16 protein-coding genes are annotated in these 21,249 nt (G+C 44.0%); 12 read left to right on the forward strand and 4 right to left on the reverse strand.

All coding sequences use genetic code 11. From position 1 onward, the window contains the following. Positions 1-257 precede the first annotated feature (257 nt). The 3 genes from CI595_RS14060 to CI595_RS14070 all read left to right on the forward strand — a co-directional run bounded on the left by CI595_RS14060 (position 258) and on the right by CI595_RS14070 (position 5,061). Positions 258-2,822 (forward strand): ribonucleoside-diphosphate reductase subunit alpha, encoded by a 2,565-nt coding sequence (locus CI595_RS14060; RefSeq protein WP_095174128.1) that lies wholly within the window; start codon positions 258-260, stop codon positions 2,820-2,822. Then, a complete protein-coding gene (locus tag CI595_RS14065) occupies positions 2,819-3,862 on the forward strand; it encodes a ribonucleotide-diphosphate reductase subunit beta (RefSeq protein ID WP_095174349.1) in 1,044 nt (347 codons plus the stop codon). The genes CI595_RS14060 and CI595_RS14065 overlap by 4 nt, the downstream gene beginning before the upstream one ends. A 221-nt stretch (positions 3,863-4,083) precedes the next feature. Further along, positions 4,084-5,061, forward strand: a complete 978-nt coding sequence (locus CI595_RS14070) for an ROK family protein (RefSeq protein ID WP_095174130.1) — start codon at positions 4,084-4,086, stop codon at positions 5,059-5,061. 234 nt (positions 5,062-5,295) lie between these two features. Here the strand turns inward: CI595_RS14070 and CI595_RS14080 are convergent, their stop codons facing one another. Further along, complete coding sequence (locus CI595_RS14080) at positions 5,296-6,651, reverse strand: MATE family efflux transporter (RefSeq protein ID WP_095174132.1); 1,356 nt, start codon at positions 6,649-6,651, stop codon at positions 5,296-5,298. Continuing rightward, on the reverse strand, positions 6,652-7,077 hold the full coding sequence (locus CI595_RS14085) for a MarR family winged helix-turn-helix transcriptional regulator (protein ID WP_095174135.1): 426 nt from the start codon (positions 7,075-7,077) through the stop codon (positions 6,652-6,654). 557 nt (positions 7,078-7,634) lie between these two features. Here CI595_RS14085 and CI595_RS14095 point away from each other — a divergent pair. Together CI595_RS14095 and CI595_RS14100 are read left to right on the forward strand one after the other, a co-directional pair. Beyond that, the gene (locus CI595_RS14095) at positions 7,635-8,426 is read left to right on the forward strand and encodes a GNAT family N-acetyltransferase (protein ID WP_095174139.1); all 792 of its coding nucleotides are present in this window, start codon (positions 7,635-7,637) and stop codon (positions 8,424-8,426) included. Positions 8,427-8,760: 334 nt separating this feature from the next. Beyond that, positions 8,761-9,330, forward strand: a complete 570-nt coding sequence (locus CI595_RS14100) for a hypothetical protein (RefSeq protein WP_095174152.1) — start codon at positions 8,761-8,763, stop codon at positions 9,328-9,330. Positions 9,331-9,466: 136 nt separating this feature from the next. Here CI595_RS14100 and CI595_RS14105 read toward each other — a convergent pair whose 3' ends face one another. Further along, positions 9,467-10,306, reverse strand: a complete 840-nt coding sequence (locus tag CI595_RS14105) for a LysR family transcriptional regulator (RefSeq protein ID WP_095174166.1) — start codon at positions 10,304-10,306, stop codon at positions 9,467-9,469. Between the two features lie 125 nt (positions 10,307-10,431). Between CI595_RS14105 and lysA the strand changes: the two genes are divergently transcribed. Beyond that, complete coding sequence (gene lysA / locus CI595_RS14110; protein WP_095174187.1) at positions 10,432-11,682, forward strand: diaminopimelate decarboxylase; 1,251 nt, start codon at positions 10,432-10,434, stop codon at positions 11,680-11,682. Between the two features lie 70 nt (positions 11,683-11,752). Here the strand turns inward: lysA and CI595_RS14115 are convergent, their stop codons facing one another. Next, entirely contained in the window at positions 11,753-13,384 is a 1,632-nt protein-coding gene (locus CI595_RS14115; RefSeq protein WP_095174193.1) for an ABC-F family ATP-binding cassette domain-containing protein, read from the reverse strand. Positions 13,385-13,581: 197 nt separating this feature from the next. On the opposite strand from CI595_RS14115, the gene CI595_RS14120 reads away from it, so the two are divergent. The 6 genes from CI595_RS14120 to CI595_RS14150 all read left to right on the forward strand — a co-directional run bounded on the left by CI595_RS14120 (position 13,582) and on the right by CI595_RS14150 (position 21,122). Next, positions 13,582-13,986 carry an RrF2 family transcriptional regulator gene (locus CI595_RS14120; protein WP_095174197.1) on the forward strand — a complete coding sequence of 135 codons (405 nt, stop codon included), beginning with the start codon at positions 13,582-13,584 and terminating at the stop codon, positions 13,984-13,986. A 144-nt stretch (positions 13,987-14,130) separates the two neighbouring features. Continuing rightward, entirely contained in the window at positions 14,131-17,661 is a 3,531-nt protein-coding gene (nifJ, locus tag CI595_RS14125) for a pyruvate:ferredoxin (flavodoxin) oxidoreductase (protein ID WP_095174199.1), read from the forward strand. Between the two features lie 336 nt (positions 17,662-17,997). Beyond that, a complete protein-coding gene (locus CI595_RS14130) occupies positions 17,998-18,396 on the forward strand; it encodes a PH domain-containing protein (RefSeq protein ID WP_095174201.1) in 399 nt (132 codons plus the stop codon). Positions 18,397-18,417: 21 nt separating this feature from the next. Continuing rightward, positions 18,418-19,134 carry a glycerophosphodiester phosphodiesterase gene (locus CI595_RS14135; RefSeq protein ID WP_095174203.1) on the forward strand — a complete coding sequence of 239 codons (717 nt, stop codon included), beginning with the start codon at positions 18,418-18,420 and terminating at the stop codon, positions 19,132-19,134. Positions 19,135-19,580: 446 nt separating this feature from the next. Continuing rightward, on the forward strand, positions 19,581-20,222 hold the full coding sequence (locus tag CI595_RS14145) for a phosphoribosyltransferase (RefSeq protein ID WP_095174350.1): 642 nt from the start codon (positions 19,581-19,583) through the stop codon (positions 20,220-20,222). A 12-nt stretch (positions 20,223-20,234) separates the two neighbouring features. Beyond that, positions 20,235-21,122: a hypothetical protein gene (locus tag CI595_RS14150; protein WP_095174207.1), complete on the forward strand. Its 888-nt coding sequence runs from the start codon at positions 20,235-20,237 to the stop codon at positions 21,120-21,122. Positions 21,123-21,249: the final 127 nt, after the last annotated feature.

Genomic DNA, 21,249 nt, shown 5'->3' on the forward strand with positions numbered 1-21,249 from the left:
GTATGGTAGAATGATTTTATACATTGCAGGTCTTTTTTACTATATTGTCTCACCTGTATTTTCCCATGTAAGAATAAAATCCAGAATTAAACTGGACTAAAATTGTTGAGTATACACTTCCTCTGTGTTACAATGTCAATGGCCCACATATCCGGATGGGATACATAACCGTGTTTGTGACTACCCGGTCATGATCATACAGGTATTAGAAAACAGACACAGTGGGCAGAATAGGGAAGAGGAGGCAGAAGAAAAACATGATCATTATGAAAAGAAATGGACAGTCAGAACCCTATGACATACAAAAAATTAAAAATGCGGTATTGCTGGCATTCAAAAGTGTCGGTCAGCCATATATGAATGAGGAGATTGAAAAAGTCGCAGAGCTGGCAGAGCATAAAATTGAAAAATATTGTATGGATGAGGCGCAAAGCGGACATAAGGAGACGTTGGAGTCCTGTCCGCTGCAGGTAGAACAAGTACAGGACATTGTAGAGCGTTCACTCACTGAACTGAATTACTACGAAGTGCTGAAAAGTTTCATATTATATAGGAACGAGAGAAGCAGAAGGCGGGAAGCAAGAGGAAAGATCATGGGGTATTTTGAGGAAGCCGGGGAACTGGATATGGTTCTCAAAGATATTCAGATCAAATATACAGACCATGTGTATCACCTGGAGCACCTGCTTGCCAAATTTCTCACTTTTTATAGAGAAGGGATCCAGGTGGAGGAACGCCTGGATTTACTGACAAAGGCTGCAGTGGAACTGACTACCCAGGAAGCACCTCTCTGGGAATTTGCCGCGGGCCGTATTTTACACCTGCAGTTTACCCGCAGATTAGAGCGTGAACTGGAAAAGTTTCAGATACACAATTTTTATGATAAGATTCATTGCCTGACGAAGATGGGTCTGTATGGCAGCTATATTTTGGAAAATTATTCAAAGGAAGAGATTCTCCAGTACGAGACATACATGCAGGAGGACAGAAATTATCTGTTCAATTATTCCGGTCTGGAGCTTCTTTTAAACCGATATGTGATCAAAAGCCGTCAGAATGTTCCCCTGGAAAGCGTGCAGGAGATGTTTCTGGGCATTGCCATGCATCTGGCTATGCCGGAAAAGAAGAACAGGGACAAGTGGGTCCGGCGTTTCTATGACATGCTCAGCACCTTAAAGGTGACTATGGCAACCCCCACACTGTCAAATGCCAGAAAACCATATCACCAGCTTTCCTCCTGCTTCATAGACACAGTGCCGGACAGTCTGGATGGGATTTACCGCAGTATCGACAATTTTGCAAAGGTCAGCAAATTTGGCGGCGGTATGGGGCTGTATTTTGGAAAAGTGAGGGCTGCAGGCAGTGATATCCGTGGGTTTGAAGGAGCAGCAGGAGGTGTTATCCGCTGGATCAAACTGGCAAATGATACGGCAGTGGCAGTGGACCAGCTCGGTGTCCGGCAGGGGGCAGTGGCTGTCTATCTGGATGTATGGCACAGAGATCTTCCTGAATTTTTAAGCCTGCGCACAAATAACGGAGATGACAGGATGAAAGCCCATGATGTATTTCCGGCGGTCTGTTATCCGGACCTGTTTTGGAAGACAGCGAAAGAAAACATAGAGGGCGACTGGTATCTCATGTGCCCTCACGAGATTCTTACCATCAAAGGGTATGCTCTGGAAGATTCCTTCGGTCAGGAGTGGGAGCGGAAATACTGGGAATGTGTGGCTGACAGCAGAATCAAAAAACGGGTGATTCCAATTAAGGAACTGATACGTCTGATCATCCGAAGTGCTGCGGAGACAGGAACTCCCTTTACTTTCAACAGGGATATTGTCAATAAAGCCAATCCAAACAGTCACAAAGGCATAATATACGGCAGTAATCTCTGCACGGAAATTGCCCAGAATATGAGCCCTATTGAGCAGGTGGAACAGAGGACGGAAGTTGTGGACAATGAGACTGTGGTTGTAACTGTTACACAACCGGGAGAATTTGTAGTGTGTAATCTGGCGAGTCTTTCACTGGGAAGGATTGATGTGGATAACAGACAGGAGATAGAGGAGATCACAAGAAATGCCATGCGTGCCCTGGATAATGTTATTGATCTGAATTTCTTTCCGGTTCCCTATGCCAGAATCAATAATATGAAATACCGCCCCGTAGGACTGGGAGTCAGTGGATATCATCATATGCTGGCAAAGAAGGGGATCCTCTGGGAGTCTGAGGAACATTTACAGCTGGTGGACCGGATTTTTGAGGACATTAATTTTGCGGCTGTGAGAGCGAGTTGTGAAAATGCGGAGGAAAAGGGAAGTTACACGTATTTTCCGGGAAGTGATTGGGAAAGTGGTGCTTATTTTGAAAAACGGGCATATGTTTCGGAGCGCTGGCGTTCTCTCAAAAACCAGGTGAAGTTAAAAGGGATGCGCAATGGTTATCTCCTGGCGGTTGCACCCACAAGCAGCACCAGCATGATCGCAGGAACAACAGCAGGTGTTGACCCGGTAATGAACCGGTATTTTCTGGAGGAGAAAAAGAACGGCCTTGTGCCCAGGGTGGCTCCTGAGCTTAATACAGACACTTATTGGTATTACAAAAATGCTCATCACATCAATCAGGAATGGTCTGTCCGTGCCTGTGGGATCCGGCAGCGCCATATTGATCAGGCACAGAGTATGAATCTGTATATTACCAATGACTATACTTTCCGCCAGGTACTTAATTTGTACCTGCTCGCCTGGGAGGAAGAGGTGAAGACCATATATTATATCCGTTCCAGGAGCCTGGAAGTGGAAGAATGCGAGGTGTGCGCAAGCTGATGGAAATGAAGAAAAAGCCTTTGTTTAATCCACAGGGTGACTGTGAAATACAGCACCGTAAAATGGTGGGAGGCAATACAACGAATCTCAATGACTTTAATAATATGAAATATACCTGGGTCAGTGACTGGTACCGCCAGGCCATGAACAATTTCTGGATTCCGGAGGAGATCAATCTGAATGTGGATGTGAGAGATTACCCCGGACTGTCACAAAAAGAGAGACGCGCTTATGATAAGATCCTATCCTTCCTTGTCTTTCTGGACAGTATTCAAACGGCCAACCTGCCTGCGGTCAGTGAGTATATTACTGCAAATGAGGTGAATCTCTGCCTGTCCATCCAGGCCTTCCAGGAGGCGGTACACAGCCAGAGCTACAGTTATATGTTGGACACTATCTGTGAGCCGCAGAAACGTACGGAAGTTTTGTACCAGTGGAGAGATGATGAGCATTTGCTGAAAAGAAATACTTTTATCGGCAGCCTGTATAATGATTTCCAACAGAAAAAGGACATGTTTACCTTTATGAAGACCATTGTAGCCAATTATGTATTGGAGGGCGTTTATTTTTACAGCGGATTTATGTTTTTTTACAATTTGGGCAGGAACCATAAAATGCCGGGCACTGCACAGGTCATCCGCTATATCAACCGGGACGAAAATACACATCTCTGGCTGTTCAGAAACATTCTTATGGAATTAAAAAAAGAGGAGCCGGAAATGTTTACGGAGGATAAAGTAAAAGTCTACCGGGAGATGATAAAAGAAGGTTGCGAACAGGAGATGACCTGGGGGGCCTATGTGATTGGGGAAGACATTGCGGGTCTTAACGGAGAAATGGTCAGGGATTATATAAAATATCTGGGTAATCTGAGATGTTTCAGCCTGGGATTTGATGGGATTTATCAGGGCCATGATACAGAACCGGAGAGCATGCGCTGGGTAGGTCAGTACAGCAATGCGAACCTGATCAAAACCGATTTTTTTGAAGCCAAAAGTACGGCCTATGCAAAGAGCAGCGCGCTGGTGGATGATCTTTAAGAAATATCGGTGCTGCCGGTGACAAGTATCAGATTGTGATTCTCAGTCCGATCATAAAAATAGTAGGCTGTGGTTTTTTCTGTCTGCGGCACAAGTGTTGTTTTCGGATTCTTTTTTATGTATAATTAACTGTATAGAAAAATGATTAAGGGAACATTTCATGCGGGTAAGTTACAGGGTGCAAAGGAAAAGCATCGAAAGAGTGCCGGAAAGGACAGTAAATGAGAAAGTATATAATGGGTATGGATCTGGGAGGAACGAATATCAAGACCTCTCTGTTTACAAAGGATTTCTCCCCGGTGGCTGAACAGAGGACACCTACCATGGTGCATCTGGGGGCAGAAGGGGTTTTGGAACGGATGCAAGAAAATATCAGGGAGCTGCTTTTAAAGGCAGGAACATCGCTTCGGGAAGTGGAAGTTATGGGAATTGGGGTGCCTGGTCTTCTGGATATAGAGAATGGCATATCCCTGTTTTCGCCAAATTTTCCAAAATGGGAAAATGTCCCCATTGTCCATTGGTTCAGGAAACGGTTAGGGATTCCGGTGTTCATTGACAATGACGTCCGTGTAAATCTGTATGGGGAATGTTTTTTTGGTGCAGGCAAAGGGAAAAAGAATGTTGTGCTTCTGACTTTGGGCACCGGATTGGGGGCAGGAGTCATGATTGATGGGCATATTCTATATGGGGCAACCGGCAGTATGGGTGAAATCGGCCATATGAATATGTACAGGGAGGGACGGCCCTGCCGCTGTAAAAGCTCGGGCTGCCTGGGACGGTATGTGTCAGCGTTGGGACTTTTGCGTACCGTGAAGGAAAAGATAGAGGCAAAAGAGGAGACCATACTTACAGCCTGGACCCATGACCCGGAAGAGATTACAGCTAAGATGGTATCCAGAGCCTTTGATGCGGGTGATACGCTTGCGAGAGAGGCTATGGAGGAAACAGGGGAAATCCTGGGGTATGGCCTTGTAAATGTGATCAACCTATATAACCCGGAGTGTATCATAATTGGTGGCGGCATGTCTGCGGCAGGGGAACGTCTGCTGTCAAAGGCAAGGGAGATTGTGGATACCCATGCATTGGAGAATTCCAGAAAAGCCTGCACAATTGTAACAGCCCAACTCGGCGACGCATCGGGAATGCTGGGGGCAGCCAAAGCCGCTGCTATTAAAAATAGTGACAGAACAGAGGTATAATATAAATATCCGGTTCACGCAAAGGAGTAGTCTCTGCATGAACCGGATATTTATATTTTTATCCTAGTGTTCCATCCAGTCAGAAATGATACTGCCAGTGCTGAATATTTTGTCAGCCTGCAAGGCGAAGGAAGGAGGCGGAGTGGTCCCTCCGCTGACTGACGACAACGCGGCAGATGGCAAAATAGGCAGTGCTGGCAGTATTGTTTCTGGCCGGATGGAGCACTAGCAAGGTCAGCCAACCAGTTTTTTTAGTTTCCATTTACCGCTCTGTACGCGGATAAAGGAGAATATAGCACCAATTCCCCAGCCGATGGGGATTGACCACCAGATTGCACTGGCACCGATGAAATGAGCCAGAAGGTATGCGATGGCAACTCTGGAAAACAGATTGGACATGGAACTCAGCATAAAGGCACCCATATCTCCGGCACCTCTCAAAAGGCCGTTGCCTACGAACATCAGTCCCATTAGTACATAAAATACGGAGACTGTTTTCATGTATTTCAGTCCGTATCCCATAGCACTTCCCTCTGAACCGCTGTTCAGGAACAGGCTGAGGAGCTGGGGGCCAAAGAGATAGATTATGCCGGTGATGATCAGAGAGAAAATAAGTACCATGAGCAGACACGCTTTATAACCCTGAACCACCCGTTTTTCTTTTCCGGCACCGATATTCTGCGCGGTATAACTTGACATGGCGTTTGAAAAGTTCATATTTGGCATCATAGCCAGCGTATCTATTTTTGTTGCCGCTGTATATCCGGCTACAAATACTTTGCCGTAGGAGTTCACCAGTCCCTGCATGAACATCATGCTCAGTGAGACAATGGACTGCTGCAGCATAGAGGGAACACCGACACGGGCGATTCTCCGGGCAGCGCCGGCTTCAAAAAGAGAAAACTTTTTATTTGCGGCAGCGGGTTCATTTTCCATATTCTTCATTCTTTTAATGAGTACAAAGAAAGAGGCCACTGCGCACAGGCCTTGTGCGATCAGCGTTGCCCAGGCGACACCTGCCACACCCATATGAAAACGAATGACAAAGAGCAGATCAAGCCCGATATTTGTAAGAGCTGATACCATAAGAAATTTAAGTGGTGTATTGCTGTCTCCCAGGGCGTTGTAAATGCCGTTTAATGTATTGTAGAGAAACAGGAAAACAGCGCCTCCAAAATAAATACGCAGATAGGTAAGTGAGTCTGCCATGATATCCGCATCTGTTCCCAAAAGTTTCAGAAGCGGTTCGGCAGCCAGCTCGCCGGCCGCCATGATCGCCAGTCCGATGACACCCAGAGCGATCAGTGCAGTGGAGATGGTGGTCTTCATTTCCCGGATCTGGCCGGCTCCGAAGAGCTGGGAAATGACAACCGTACATCCCATGGATAGGCCGGCAGCGATCGCTACAGCCAGAAAAACAACAGGGAAGGAGGAGCCTACCGCTGCAAGCGCATCCTCACCTACAAACTTTCCAACTACCATGGAATCCACCATATTGTAAAGCTGCTGAAAAAAGTTTCCGATAACCATAGGAAGAGCGAAGAAAAAAAGCAACTTCAGAGGTTTGCCTTCCGTCAGATTTTTTACCATTTAAATACCCCCTTTTTTTCTGTATGTAACTGCATTATCTGCAATTCGTTTGATGTGGTCCTGATGTATTTGCTGTTCCTCCTCGGAAAAGCCGGCATAGCATATTTGGTCCCAGGTTTTATAGATATCCCGGATATGTTCATAAATCTCCTCACCTTTATCCGTCAGAGATACAAATTTTTGACGGCGGTCGTGTTCATTGATCTTGCGGCATATGAGGCCTTTTTCCTCCAGAGATGCCAGGTTCTTTGCAATCCTGCCTTTATCCAGGTTCAGATACTCCGCCATTTCCTCTTGACTGCAGCTTTTATCCTTGAGGATACGGATCAGCCGGCCTTCCAGGGGGATCAGCCCGTATTTTTCCATCTCACCCCTTACATATGACAATTCGCAGCGTCGTATGATGCTGACAAAATGATTATTCATAAAACTGCCTCCTTGAAATTAGTTGTAATTTACAACTGTTGTATGAACAACTATTTATTATATGCATGTAAAAGGAAAATGTCAACATGAAATTTTTATATATGTTATACTGAGGTTACTATTCACGGCTGCTATCCCGCGAGGCGTTTTTATGCGCTTGCGCATGAAAATCCCGAGGCAGCCAGCGCGATATGGGGCAGAATGCTCCATATCTGTGCATCGCGAAGCGTGTTACTGTTTACAGAACTGCGTTTTTTGCAGGGCTGTGAATAGTAGCATACTGAGGATTAATAGGCGGCTGTTCATTGATGACAGTCCCGGGAAATATTTATAACATAAGGAGGCCGGGTGAGGCGGGGAAAATTTTTGGTTAGCCGGCCGCACAATGTGATTTAATGGGATCGTGAACAGCAGAAGAGAAAATCCTGTTGTGAAGGCATTTCTTTATGGGCTTTTACTCGTAACTGTGAAGGTAGGGAATAGTTATGCAAATTACAGACAATGTTCTGTCGGATTTTTCATCAATGGAGAGACTGTGGGATGAGAAAGGAGTATGAATGGAAAAAATAGTGGAGATCATGGATAAAAGCGTTATTACGGAATTGTTCGCAGGATGGGAGGAGACTTTGATCTGGTCTTGTCTTCAGGATTGTATGGGAAGAGCTTACGGAGATGATCCGGAGAATCCACGGTCCGCACAGATAGTAGTGGGAGATTTCTGCTTTTTTGCAGGGCGGCCGGCGGAGGCGCTTGTGCGAAATAAACCGGATGACAGAGAATCAGAGTTTATCATTATGGTGCCGGCTTCGGTAGAATGGGGAGATTTGATAGAGCAGGTTTATCAGGGATGTTCAAAAAAACGCAAACGATATGCTATCAGGAAAGAGTCGGATATATTTGACAAGGAGAGGCTCAGGGATATAGTAAAGCACTGTCCGGAGGGATTCTCCCTGCATAAAATTGACAAAGAGACTTACCGGCAGGTTATGGAGAATCCATGGTCCGCAGATCTGTGTTCTCAGTTTAAAGATTACGAAGACTACAGGAAACGCGGATTGGGGGTTGCAGCCTTCGATAATAAGATTCTGGCAGCCGGTGCGTCTTCCTACACGGTCTATAAAGAAGGGATTGAGATTGAGGTGGATACCCGTGAAGATTACCGAAGAAAGGGACTGGCGCTCTGCTGTGCCGCACAGCTTATTCTGGATTGTCTGGAGCGGGGCCTGTATCCAAGCTGGGATGCCCAGAATCCTGCTTCCGTGGCATTGTCAGAAAAACTGGGTTATCATTTTGATAAGGAGTATACAGCCTATGAGGTGTACAAATATACAGGGATAAAGAAAAATTAAATAGGTGAAAAATAGATAACGAATGATGCATTGGATTTCGGATTTTGGCAGGAGGGAAGATGTGGATTGATGATAATTAGTATATTTTCAGCAGATAGATACAAAATCGGAAAGTTTTAAGGGCGTGATTTTTCGCAGAGTTTACAAAAAATGTGAATATGCAATATGTCAATAGAAATATGCACTGCAATATGATAAGCTATACAGCATAACAGATAAAGTTTTATGTCTTACATCATTGCTGCCATGTCGATAAAAGCCGGCTCCCCATGACAACAGGTAAGACATGGGACACCAAGTAAAATAAATGAGTATTGGAAAGGAAGGGTACAATATGGGATTTACAACAGAGGATATCAATATGCTGGAAAAGTTGTTTGACAATAAGCTGCAGCCATTATATTTGCAGGTGGATGAAAAATTTGAACAGGTAAATAATCGCTTGAATGAAAACGCGGAAAGGATGGAGGAACGGTTTGAGCAGATAGATAGAAGATTTGAACAGGTAGATAAGAGGTTTGAGCAGATAGATGAAAAGCTTGAACAAATAGATGATAAATTTAGACAGATAGATAAAAGATTTGAATTAGTAGAGGAATCTATTAAGCAAATGAAAATTCAACTTAATAATGTTGAAACAAGGCTGGACCGTCTTGAGAAAGAGGTTGCGGCTGTGAGAGATGAATTGGAACAAACGAAATTTATTATAGAAAACGAAATTCAGAGAAATATTAAAATTATTGCGGAAAATCACGTTGATTTAAGCCGTAAATTTACAGATGCCCTGCGGGTTTCACAGACGGATGAGCTTTACCATTTAAAGGTTAACCAATTGGAATCCAGGCTTGTGATATTGGAAAGTAAATTTGATAGTTTGTCACAGGGGCAGAAAAAAGTTGTTTAATGTAACTGCTAGGCAAGTCTGTATATAGGCTGTATGTACTGTAAGGAAACGTTCAGCAGCCAGACGAAAACTCCATTGCCTAAGGTGATTCTCCATAGATCTTGCTGGTAATCATGCAGGTACTCAACCGTTAGGTTCAAACATAGAAGGGGAATTCCAAACCTGTCTTCATAGTAAGATAATTGTTTATTTTTGGAGAATCGAAATCCAGCAGCGGTATAACGCGGAGCCTGTCATCCTCAATTCCTTTTTTGACAAGGCTGAGAGGGAGAAAGCTGTAACCCAGGCCCGCCAGAACAAAGTCAAGAAGTTTTGTACTGTTGTCTATCTCAAAGGAAAAATGGTAATTATCAGGAAAAAGCTGACGGATAAAGAGACCCACTTCCTGCAGGGCAAAATTGCAGAAAAGGTAATTCAATTTAGGAAGATCTTTTCTGGTAATTCCCTTCTGATAGTTTATGTCACTGCTGCAACAGACAAGAACCAGTTCGTCTTTTTTAAAACATTGGCAGGTGAAACCTTGTTTCTTCAACGGAATATAGGTAAATGCAAAATCAAGCAAATCATCCTGGAGTGCATGAAGCAGTTCCATAGAATGGGAAATGGTGACTTTTGTATTCACATCCCTGTGTTCCTGCATATAGCCAAGGAGGGGTGCTCTTAAATGACACTCATAAATGGTGTTTGTTGTACCAATATGCAGATTCTCCCTGGAAAAATCCTGTGTGTTCAGCATCGTGACTGCTGATTTTTCCAAGGCAAGTATGCGGTTGGCATAATCAATAAACTTTATGCCGGCTTCTGTAAGTTTCAGGCTTCTCGGACTGCGGACAAACAAGGGCTGGCCAAGTTCTTTTTCCAATTCGGCAATTCTGTTTGTAACCGTAGACTGGGCTACAAAAAGTGCCTCGGAAGCTTTGGTAAAGTTTAAAATTTTACTGAGCGCTAAAAATGTTTCCAAGGATGTTGTATTCATATAAACTCCTATCGAAAAAACAAATCATAACAATGCGATTAATTTATTTTACAAATTATAAAGAATAAGATATAATTTGTCAAGAATTAAGTATGAAGACATTGTTATAAGGAGAGATAAAGATTATGGAGTACAATTTGAGAGAAGAGGGCTTTTATGGTAATATGGAGCCGGAACAAATTACAGAAATGTACGGCAGTCCGGTTTATGTATATAATGAAGAAACGCTGCGCTTACGATGTAGAGAATTGAAGAAAATGGTGAAATATCCTCACTTTGTCATTGATTATTCTATTAAAGCAAATTTCAACCCTGCCCTTCTGCAGATCGTCAAAGAGGAGGGGCTTGAGGTGGATGTCATGTCACCGGGAGAAATATCTCTGGCCAAAATGGCAGGTTATGAGGCAGATGAAATTTTCTATATCTGTAATAATGTATCTGAACAGGAAATGCGCTATGCCATAGAGGCAGGTGTGACTACCAGCGTGGATTCCCTCTCTCAGCTGGAACAGTATGGAAGACTGAATCCGGGAGGAAAAGTGGCTGTTCGCCTGAATCCCGGCCATGGTGCAGGACATCATCAGAAAGTCATTACAGCAGGCAAGAAAACAAAATTCGGAATTGATGTGGAGATGCTCCATGAAGTGAAGGCTATTCTTGCCCGCTATAGCCTTAAACTGGTTGGTGTGAACCAGCATATTGGCTCCCTTTTTTTAGAAAAAGAACAATATCTGAAGAGTGTGGATTCCCTACTGGAATGTGCAAAAGAATTTTCTGATTTGGAATTTGTGGATTTTGGCGGGGGATTTGGTATCGCCTATCATAAAGAGAATCAGATTCAGCGACTAGATTTGGCAGATCTGGGAAAATCCCTGGATGAGATCATGTACCGTTTTGTGAAGGAATACGGGAAGGAAATCACCTTCCGGGCAGAACCGGGCCGCTATGTAACGGCAGAATCGTCAGTCCTTTTGGGAACCGTAAATACGGTGAAAACCAACCACGGCAAAAAATATATTGGCACAGATATTGGATTTAATGTACTTATGCGTCCGGTATTATACGATTCTTATCATGAGATTGAGGTATATGAAAAAAATAGGAAGGTGTCAGGAAAAAGAGAGACAGTCACTGTTGTAGGCAATATTTGCGAGAGTGGTGACATTCTGGCAAAAGACAGGGAACTTCCCCATATAGAGGAAAAAGATGTGATTGGAGTTTTGGATGCAGGCGCTTATGGACATGTCATGAGCTCTAATTATAATGGAAGACTTAGGCCGGCAGAGGTTCTGGTAAGAACAGACGGAAAAATCCGCCTCATCAGAAAACGTGATACACTGGAAGATTTGGTGAAAAACTATGTATTGCTGCCATAACAGGCTGGTATCAGAAGGGAGCATTCTTCTCTGACGGGCAGAGTGGAATGCTCCCTTTTTTTCTTGAATTTTAGTTATCTTCCTCTGTCATGGTATATACCTGGCGTTTTCTTGCCATTTCATCGCTTGCCAGATATTCATCATAGGTAGTGATCTTATCGATAAGTACACCGTTTGGAAGTATTTCCATGATACGGTTCGCTGTGGTCTGTACAATCTGGTGGTCATGGGAGGCAAACAAAATGACACCGGGGAATTTTATCATACCGTTATTCAGTGCAGTAATGGATTCCATGTCCAAATGGTTGGTAGGCTCATCAAAAACCAGCACATTGGCACCGGATATCATCATTTTAGATAAAAGGCATCTTACCTTTTCGCCTCCGGAGAGTATACGGACTTTTTTTACACCGTCCTCACCTGGGAACAGCATACGTCCAAGAAAACCACGTACATAAGTCGCATCTTTTATTTCAGAATACTGCGTCAGCCAATCTGCTATCGTCAGGTCATTGTCAAACTCGGCTGTATTATCTTTAGGAAAATATGCCTGAGATGTAGTGACGCCCCATTTGTAGGTTCCTTCATCCGGCTCCATTTCTCCAATAAGGATTTTGAAAAGTACGGTTTTAGCCTGCTCATTTCCCCCGACAAATGCAACTTTATCATCATGACCGAGAGTAAAGGAAATGTTGTCCAATATTTTTACACCGTCAATGGTTTTTGAAAGGCCTTCTACCATGAGCACTTCGTTTCCGATTTCGCGGTTTGGACGGAAATCAATATACGGATATTTACGGCTGGAAGGACGCATATCATCCAGCTGTATTTTCTCCAGGGCACGTTTTCTGGATGTGGCCTGTTTGGATTTTGACGCGTTGGCGGAGAATCTGGATATAAACTCCTGTAACTCTTTGATCTTTTCTTCTTTTTTTCGGTTGGCTTCTTTCATCTGTTTGATCAGAAGCTGGCTGGACTCATACCAGAAATCATAGTTTCCGGCATAGAGCTGGATTTTACCGTAGTCAATATCCGCAGTATGTGTACATACCTTATTTAAAAAGTAACGGTCATGGGACACTACAATCACCGTGTTCTCAAAATTGATCAGGAATTCTTCCAGCCATTCTATGGCGTCCAGGTCTAAGTGGTTGGTAGGCTCATCCAGAAGAAGTATATCAGGGTTACCAAACAGGGCCTGTGCAAGAAGAACCTTCACTTTCTGGCTGCCTGTCAAATCGCCCATTATGGAATAGTGCAGTTCTGTTTCAATCCCCAGACCATTTAAGAGCTGTGCCGCATCGGATTCTGCTTCCCAGCCGTTCATCTCGGCAAACTCACCCTCCAGTTCACTGGCACGGATTCCATCCTCATCGGAAAAATCTTCTTTTGCGTAGATGGCTTCTTTTTCTTTCATAATATCATACAGACGTTTGTTGCCCATGATAACTGTGTCAAGAACCGTATAAGCATCATATTTGAAGTGATCCTGCTGTAAGAAGGAGAGACGCTGTCCGGGTGTAATGGTGATATCACCACTGGTGGTCTCAAGCTGACCGGAAAGGATTTTTAAGAACGTAGATTTGCCGGCGCCGTTGGCACCGATCAAACCATAACAGTTTCCTTCCGTAAACTTGATATTGACGTCCTCAAACAGTGCTTTTTTACCGATTCGTAAAGTGACATTATTTGCTGCAATCATGTTAATCCCTCACTTTATAAAAAACTTACAATTTTCTTTGCGTAATCTCTTCTTATTTTACAGTAAAATGTGGAATTTGCAAGCATTTCTTTTAAAATACTTGATAAATTAAGTATACAAAGGTATAATGGACACCATTAGGAAAAAAGAGGGACGAGAGAAGACCACAGAGAGTACAGGAAAGGAGCACAGGAAAAATGCTGATTACAAGAGAATGCGACTACGCGGTGCGGATTGTCCGGGCACTTGCTGGAGGAGATAAACTTTGCGTGAACCAGATATGCGAAAAGGAGGAACTGACTCCCGCGTTTGTATATAAAATACTCAAAAAATTGGAAAAAGGAGATTTGGTGAAGAGCTTCCGTGGAAGTAATGGAGGATATGCACTGAAGAAAGATATTGGCCAGATTACACTGCTGGATATCTACCTGGCAGTGGAGCCGGAATTTTACATGATCGAGTGTATGAATCCGGACAAGCCCTGTGTGCGCAACCAGGACGAAGAGGGATGTAAGGTCCATAAAGAGCTGTGCAAAATACAAAAAAACCTGCTCAGAGAGCTTGGTGCCAGGACGATTCGTGAAATTATGGAGGAAGAGTAGTCAGGATTTGTTTTTTTCAAAAAACATTCTACTTATTTTCGTTAAAAAATGGACATGCTTGGCGAATCGTGATATAATTTCGATAGACTTCGGGGAGCGAAGTGGAACATTGTTTATAACAATTTTCAAGGAGGAAAATAACAAATGGCTAGAAAGATGAAAACCATGGATGGTAATCATGCAGCAGCTCATGCGTCTTACGCATTTTCCGATGTTGCAGCGATTTACCCGATTACCCCGTCATCTGTAATGGCAGAGGCTACAGACGAATGGGCAACACAGGGAAGAAAGAACATTTTCGGACAAGAAGTACAGGTTACTGAGATGCAGTCTGAGGCTGGTGCAGCAGGTGCTGTGCATGGATCCCTGGCAGCAGGTGCCCTGACTACTACATATACCGCATCACAGGGTCTTCTGTTAATGATCCCTAATCTTTATAAAATCGCTGGTGAGCAGTTACCGGGTGTATTCAACGTGTCTGCCCGTGCACTTGCAAGCCACGCACTGTCAATCTTCGGAGACCATTCCGATGTATACGCATGTCGTCAGACAGGATGTGCTATGCTTTGTGAATCTTCCGTACAGGAAGTTATGGACCTGACACCGGTTGCACATATGGCATCTATCAAAGGTAAAGTTCCGTTCATCAACTTCTTTGATGGTTTCCGTACTTCTCATGAGATCCAGAAGATTGAGACATGGGATTACGAAGACTTAAAAGAGATGGTAGACATGGACGCTGTTGATGAATTCCGCGCTCGCGCACTGAATCCAAACCATCCGTGCCAGAGAGGTTCTGCACAGAACCCTGACATCTTCTTCCAGGCAAGAGAAGCATGTAATCCGTACTACGATGCTTTACCGGCAATCGTTCAGGAATACATGGACAAAGTAAACGCTAAGATCGGTACAGATTACAAACTGTTCAACTACTATGGTGCAGCGGATGCTGAGCACGTAATCGTTGCTATGGGTTCTGTAAACGATACAATTGAAGAGACTATCGATTATTTACTGGCAGCCGGCAAGAAAGTCGGTGTTGTAAAAGTTCGTCTGTACAGACCATTCTGCGCTGACGCATTGATCGAAGCTATTCCGGAAACTGTAAAACAGATCACTGTTTTAGACAGAACAAAAGAACCGGGCTCTCTGGGTGAGCCGTTATACTTAGACGTTGTTGCTGCATTAAAGGGAAGCAAATTCGATGCAGTTCCAATTCTTACAGGACGTTACGGCTTAGGTTCCAAAGACACCACACCGGCTCAGATTGTTGCTGTATATGAGAACACAGAGAAGAAAAAATTCACGGTAGGTATCGTGGATGATGTTACAAATCTGTCTCTGGAAGTTGGTACTCCTATCGTTACAACACCGGAAGGAACCATTAACTGTAAATTCTGGGGTCTGGGCGCTGACGGTACAGTAGGTGCTAACAAGAACTCCATCAAGATCATTGGTGACAACACAGATATGTACGCTCAGGCTTACTTTGACTATGACTCAAAGAAATCCGGCGGTGTTACTATGTCTCACCTGCGTTTTGGTAAAAAACCGATTAAATCTACATACCTGATCAAGAAAGCAAACTTCGTTGCATGCCATAATCCTTCCTATGTAAGAAAATACAACATGGTTCAGGAACTGGTAGACGGAGGTACATTCCTGCTGAACTGTCCTTGGGACATGGAAGGCCTGGAAAAACACTTACCGGGACAGGTAAAAGAATTTATTGCTAACCACAACATCAAATTCTATGTGATCGATGGTGTTAAGATTGGTATTGAGACAGGCATGGGCCCGACTCGTATCAACACAATCCTGCAGTCCGCATTCTTCAAACTGGCTGACATCATTCCGGAGGCTCAGGCTATTGATTTGATGAAAGCAGCAGCCAAAGCTACATACGGACGTAAAGGTGATGACGTAGTTGCGAAAAACTGGGCAGCTATTGATGAAGGTGCAAAACAGATCGTTGAAGTTCAGGTTCCGGAAAGCTGGAAAACTGCTACAGACGAAGGTCTTGACCTGACTCACGCAGAGAACGGAAGAAAAGAAGTTGTAGACTTCGTTAACAACGTTCAGGCTAAAGTTACAGCTCAGGAAGGTAACTCACTGCCTGTATCTGCATTCACAGAATATGTTGATGGTACAACTCCATCCGGAACATCTGCTTACGAGAAACGTGGTATTGCAGTAAATATCCCGGTATGGCAGCCTGAAAACTGTATCCAGTGTAACCGTTGTGCGTATGTATGCCCGCATGCATCCATTCGTCCGGTTGCTATGACAGAGGCTGAGGCAGCAAATGCTCCGGCAGCTCTTGATATGACTGGAATGAAAGAATATAAATTTGCTATCGCAGTATCCGCTCTTGACTGTACCGGATGTGGTTCCTGTGCAAATGTCTGCCCAGGCAAGAAAGGTGCAAAAGCCCTTGTTATGGAAAACATGGAAGCGAATGTTGAATCTCAGAAATTCTTTGATTACGCGGTATCTCTTCCGGTTAAAGAAGATGTTGTTGCTAAATTCAAAGAGACAACTGTAAAAGGTTCTCAGTTCAAACAGCCTCTGCTTGAGTTCTCAGGTGCTTGTGCAGGTTGTGGTGAGACACCGTACGCGAAGTTGATCACGCAGCTGTTCGGTGATAGAATGTACATTGCAAACGCAACAGGATGTTCCTCTATCTGGGGTAACTCCTCACCGTCTACACCGTACACTGTAAACGCAAAAGGACAGGGTCCTGCATGGGATAACTCTTTATTTGAGGATAATGCAGAGTTCGGTTACGGTATGTTACTGGCTCAGAACGCTATCCGCGGCGGCCTGAAAGAAAAAGTAGAATCCGTAATGGCAAGCGCAGAAGCTTCAGAGGAAGTGAAAGCTGCATGCAAAGAGTGGTTAGATACCTACAATTGTGGTGCTACCAACGGTGCGGCTACTGACAAACTGGTTGCAGCTCTGGAAGGAATTGATTGCGATACCTGCAAAGATATCGTTAAGAAAAAAGACTTCCTGGGTAAAAAATCCCAGTGGGTATTCGGTGGTGACGGATGGGCTTACGATATCGGATTCGGCGGTGTTGACCACGTATTAGCAAGTGGAAAAGACATCAACATTATGGTATTCGATACAGAGGTTTACTCTAACACAGGCGGACAGTCTTCCAAGGCTACTCCGACAGGTGCGATTGCACAGTTCGCTGCGGGCGGTAAAGAAGTTAAGAAGAAAGACCTTGCTTCCATCGCTATGAGCTATGGTTATGTATATGTTGCTCAGATTTCCATGGGTGCAGACTTTAACCAGACTGTAAAAGCAATTGCTGAGGCTGAGGCATATCCAGGACCATCCCTGATCATCGCTTACGCTCCTTGTATCAACCATGGTATCAAGAAAGGTATGAGCAAAGCTCAGACAGAGGAAGAATTGGCTGTTAAATCCGGCTACTGGCATAACTTCCGCTTCAATCCGGAAGCAGAAAGCAAATTCTCCCTGGATTCCAAAGAGCCGACAGAAGATTACCAGGCATTCCTGGATGGCGAGGTTCGTTACAATTCTCTGAAACGTTCTAATCCTGAAAAGGCTGCTAAACTCTTTGCTCTGAATGAAAAACAGGCTAAAGAAAGATATGAATATCTGAAGAAACTGGTTACTCTGTATGGAGATGCAGAAAACTAATCATTAGTTTCTTGAGTGAAATAAGAAACAGGCATCACCGGTGGGTGGCGCCTGTTTTTTTTGTGGAGTGTAAGGTGGATGGAATGAAATAGAGGTAGGGGTGCTGTACCTCCGTTTCTTGTACGCTTTCCAAACAACCCTTGTTATTCTGAGGCATTCATATTATACTGAAACGTATAGCAATTACTTAACAAGTCAGCGTATTCACTACGCTGACCATAAAAATTTCCCGCAGGTGGAAATGCTGCTGCCAAGGACGGTTTAGTGTGGGTTTTTATTCGTAACTGTGAAAGTAACTAACAGTTTTGACGTATTAATAATAAGGAGGTTATTATAATGAGTGACAATTTAATATGGGAAGACCGGAAACATTTTATGTGGTTCCCCTGGTCATTTACGAAGTATTATATAGAGAACGAGAGACTGATGATAGAAGCTGGACTGCTGAGAACCACTTTGGATGAGACACTTTTATATCGGATCGTGGATGTGACTATGGTACAGACACTGGCGGGTAAAATTTTTGGAACCGGAGATTTGATCGTTAAAACAAAAGTGGACAGCAATCCGGAAATTGTCCTGAAGAATATTTCGGACCCCAAAAGAGTTCGTTCCATGCTTTCCGAGATGGTGGAGGATTGCAGACAGAGAAAGAATGTAGTAGGAAGAGAGTTTTATGGGGAACATTCGCATGAAGAGGAAGAATATATCTATGAAAATGAGGATAATGATTGACTGAATTTATAAGGGGGATCTATGAAGAAAATGAAAATTTGGGCTCATAGAGGTGCATCCGGATACGCGCCGGAAAATACTATGGGCGCTTTTTCCGAAGCGGTACGCCGTAAGGCGGATGGCATTGAACTGGATGTACAGCTTACAAAAGACGGTGAGATCGTGGTCATTCATGATGAGAAACTGGGCAGAGTCAGCAATGGTTCAGGATGGGTAAAGGACCATACGTTGAAGGAACTGAGAAAGCTGAATTTTAACAAGACATTTCCGGAACAGGGAAATGCCAAAATTCCCACTCTTAAAGAAGTGTATGAACTTATGAGAAAAGAAGAGATGCTTGTGAATGTGGAGCTGAAGACCAGTATTATATTTTACGAAGGGCTGACAGATAAAGTGCTGGAGCTAACCGCCCGCATGGGGATGGAAGACAAGGTATTGTATTCTTCTTTTAATCATTATACGCTGTTGGAGATGAAACAGAAAAATTCCGGTATACGGACAGGTATGCTGTTTGAGGATGGAATTGTGGATGCACCTATATATGCCAAGCGTTTGGGCGTGGATGCCCTGCATCCTATTTATACGCATTTGCAGCATCCTGATTTTTTGAAACAGTGCAGGGAGGAAAAACTTCCTCTGCATGTATGGACTGTGAATACCAAAGAACGTTTCCAGGAAATGCAGAAGGCTGGCGTGGATGCAGTGATCACTAATTATCCCGATATCCAATACCGGTGATTTTCAGTTATTGTTCTAGGGACACGGTCCTGAGTGGTGTTTTCCTCGAAGAGATGATGTGCGATGCACAGCAAAATCCCGGGTTAGTCAGCGCAAAAATGCTAAAATGCAAAACAGTGTATCAGTGTATCACGACACATGTTACTGCACATGGAGCGAACAGTAACAATTTTCCTGAAAAATATCTATTTTCAGAAATCTTCTCTTTTTTCCTTAAAAGGAGTATGGTATAATAAGCATATGAAAAAAATAAGTGTAACTATTCCGCAGGCCCCTACATTTGTTGCGCAGACCGAATACATGTTCCTTGAGAAAAAGTATTCAGCAATCAGGTGTAATCATTGATAACGGCCATTCTGCATGGCTTTTTGCCCATAACGATGCAGGCGCCGAATAGTTACAAATAAGGAATTGGGGATTAAAAAGAGGAGGTATGATCTATGGAAATGGAAGAAAGAATGTTTAAGGTATATGCAGCCGGTGATGAAAAGATTCAGTTAAAAGTGATTCCGGGGCATTTTGCAACGCCGCAGTCTCATATCAGTCATTATTTGGAGATGACAACCATGAAGACCCGATGTGCGGAGGCTTCCAGAATCGCCAGGTATCTGTCTACTAAATATGAAACGTCTACCCCTGTGGATTCTATTATCTGTCTGGATGGGCTGGAAGTCGTGGGAGCATTTTTGGCGGAGGAGCTGGCAAAGGCAGGGGTTCTGTCCATGAATGCGCATAAGACTATTTATATTGTTACTCCGGAATTTAACGGTAACGGCCAGCTTATGTTCCGTGACAACATTCAGCACATGGTCCGGAACCGAAATGTGGTGATCCTGATGGGCTCCATCACAACCGGCGAGACGCTGCGGAAGTGTATGGAGAGCATACTCTACTATGGTGGTACCATCCAGGGAGTGTCAGCTATATTCAGTGCAGTGAACAAAGTGGCAGGCCTGGATATCAATGCCGTGTTCTATAAAAAGGATGTACCGGATTACCAGACGCACAAAGCAAGTGAATGTCCTATGTGCAGGAAGGGCGAAAAACTGGATGCCATTGTAAATGGATACGGATACTCTAAATTATAAAGGGGGGAGAATTTGAAGGGAAAACTCAGAAAACTATGCTTAGCGGTGCTGGTACCGCTGCTGCTTCTGGCCGGATGCGGACAGGGCAAAGAGCAGGCAAAGGAACAGAACCCGGAAGAACTGCTGAAAGAAGTGATCAGCAGTCAGAAACAGCTCAAATCAGGAAAACTGCAGATGACCATGAATTTTAAGGCAGCAGTACCCCTGGAAGAGGCGCAGGATTTGCTGGGGGATGTTCAGAATTCTGCCATCCAGATGGATATGGATGCAGATATGCAGTTTCAGGAGGAACGGATGCGCATGGACGGTGAGTTGAATATGCAGCTTATGTCAATGAACATACCGGTTCCCATTGAGAGCTATACGGTGAAGAATGATGACAAATATGTGACCTATACAAAAAACGGGGAAGAGTGGCAGAAGTCTGAGACGGATGTATCCAGCGGCAATATGGGAGCTCTGGTATTTGCCGGACAGGAACTGTACCAGGGAATTCAGGAAGATTCCCTGTCTATGACCGAGGAAACGGTTGTGCTGGACGATGAGAAGTCCATCGAGTGTTATGTGGTTCATTCTTCTATAGGCGGAGAGGTACTGAACAGCCTGTTTGGCATGGCAAGCCAGATGCAGGGGCAGGAAGATGTTTTGGGCAGCTTCCGGATCGATGATGAAAAAGTCGATGTGGATTTGTATATTGATCAGAAAAATAAAGAGATAGTCCGGACCAGAATTGATATGAAACAGCTCATGGAAAAGATGATGTCAGACCTTGCTGCTGAAGCTGGGTCAGGTGAGACGATGAAGATTGACAGATTTGAGATGGCTGTAACTATAAAAGAGCGCGGCGAAGCAGTGGAAGTGGAAATACCACAGGAAGCGCTGGATGCCACCGGACTTTGACTCAAGACAGAAGCTGTTGTCAGAATGCAGAGGCATAGACAGCAGCTTCTTTTTGGTGCCTTGATATAATTGGAAGAATATTTGTTCTTTTTCCGTTTTATAATTCCAACAAATGTGGTAAGATAAA

This window comes from Blautia hominis, from assembly GCA_002270465.1.
GTDB lineage: Bacteria > Bacillota > Clostridia > Lachnospirales > Lachnospiraceae > Blautia > Blautia hominis.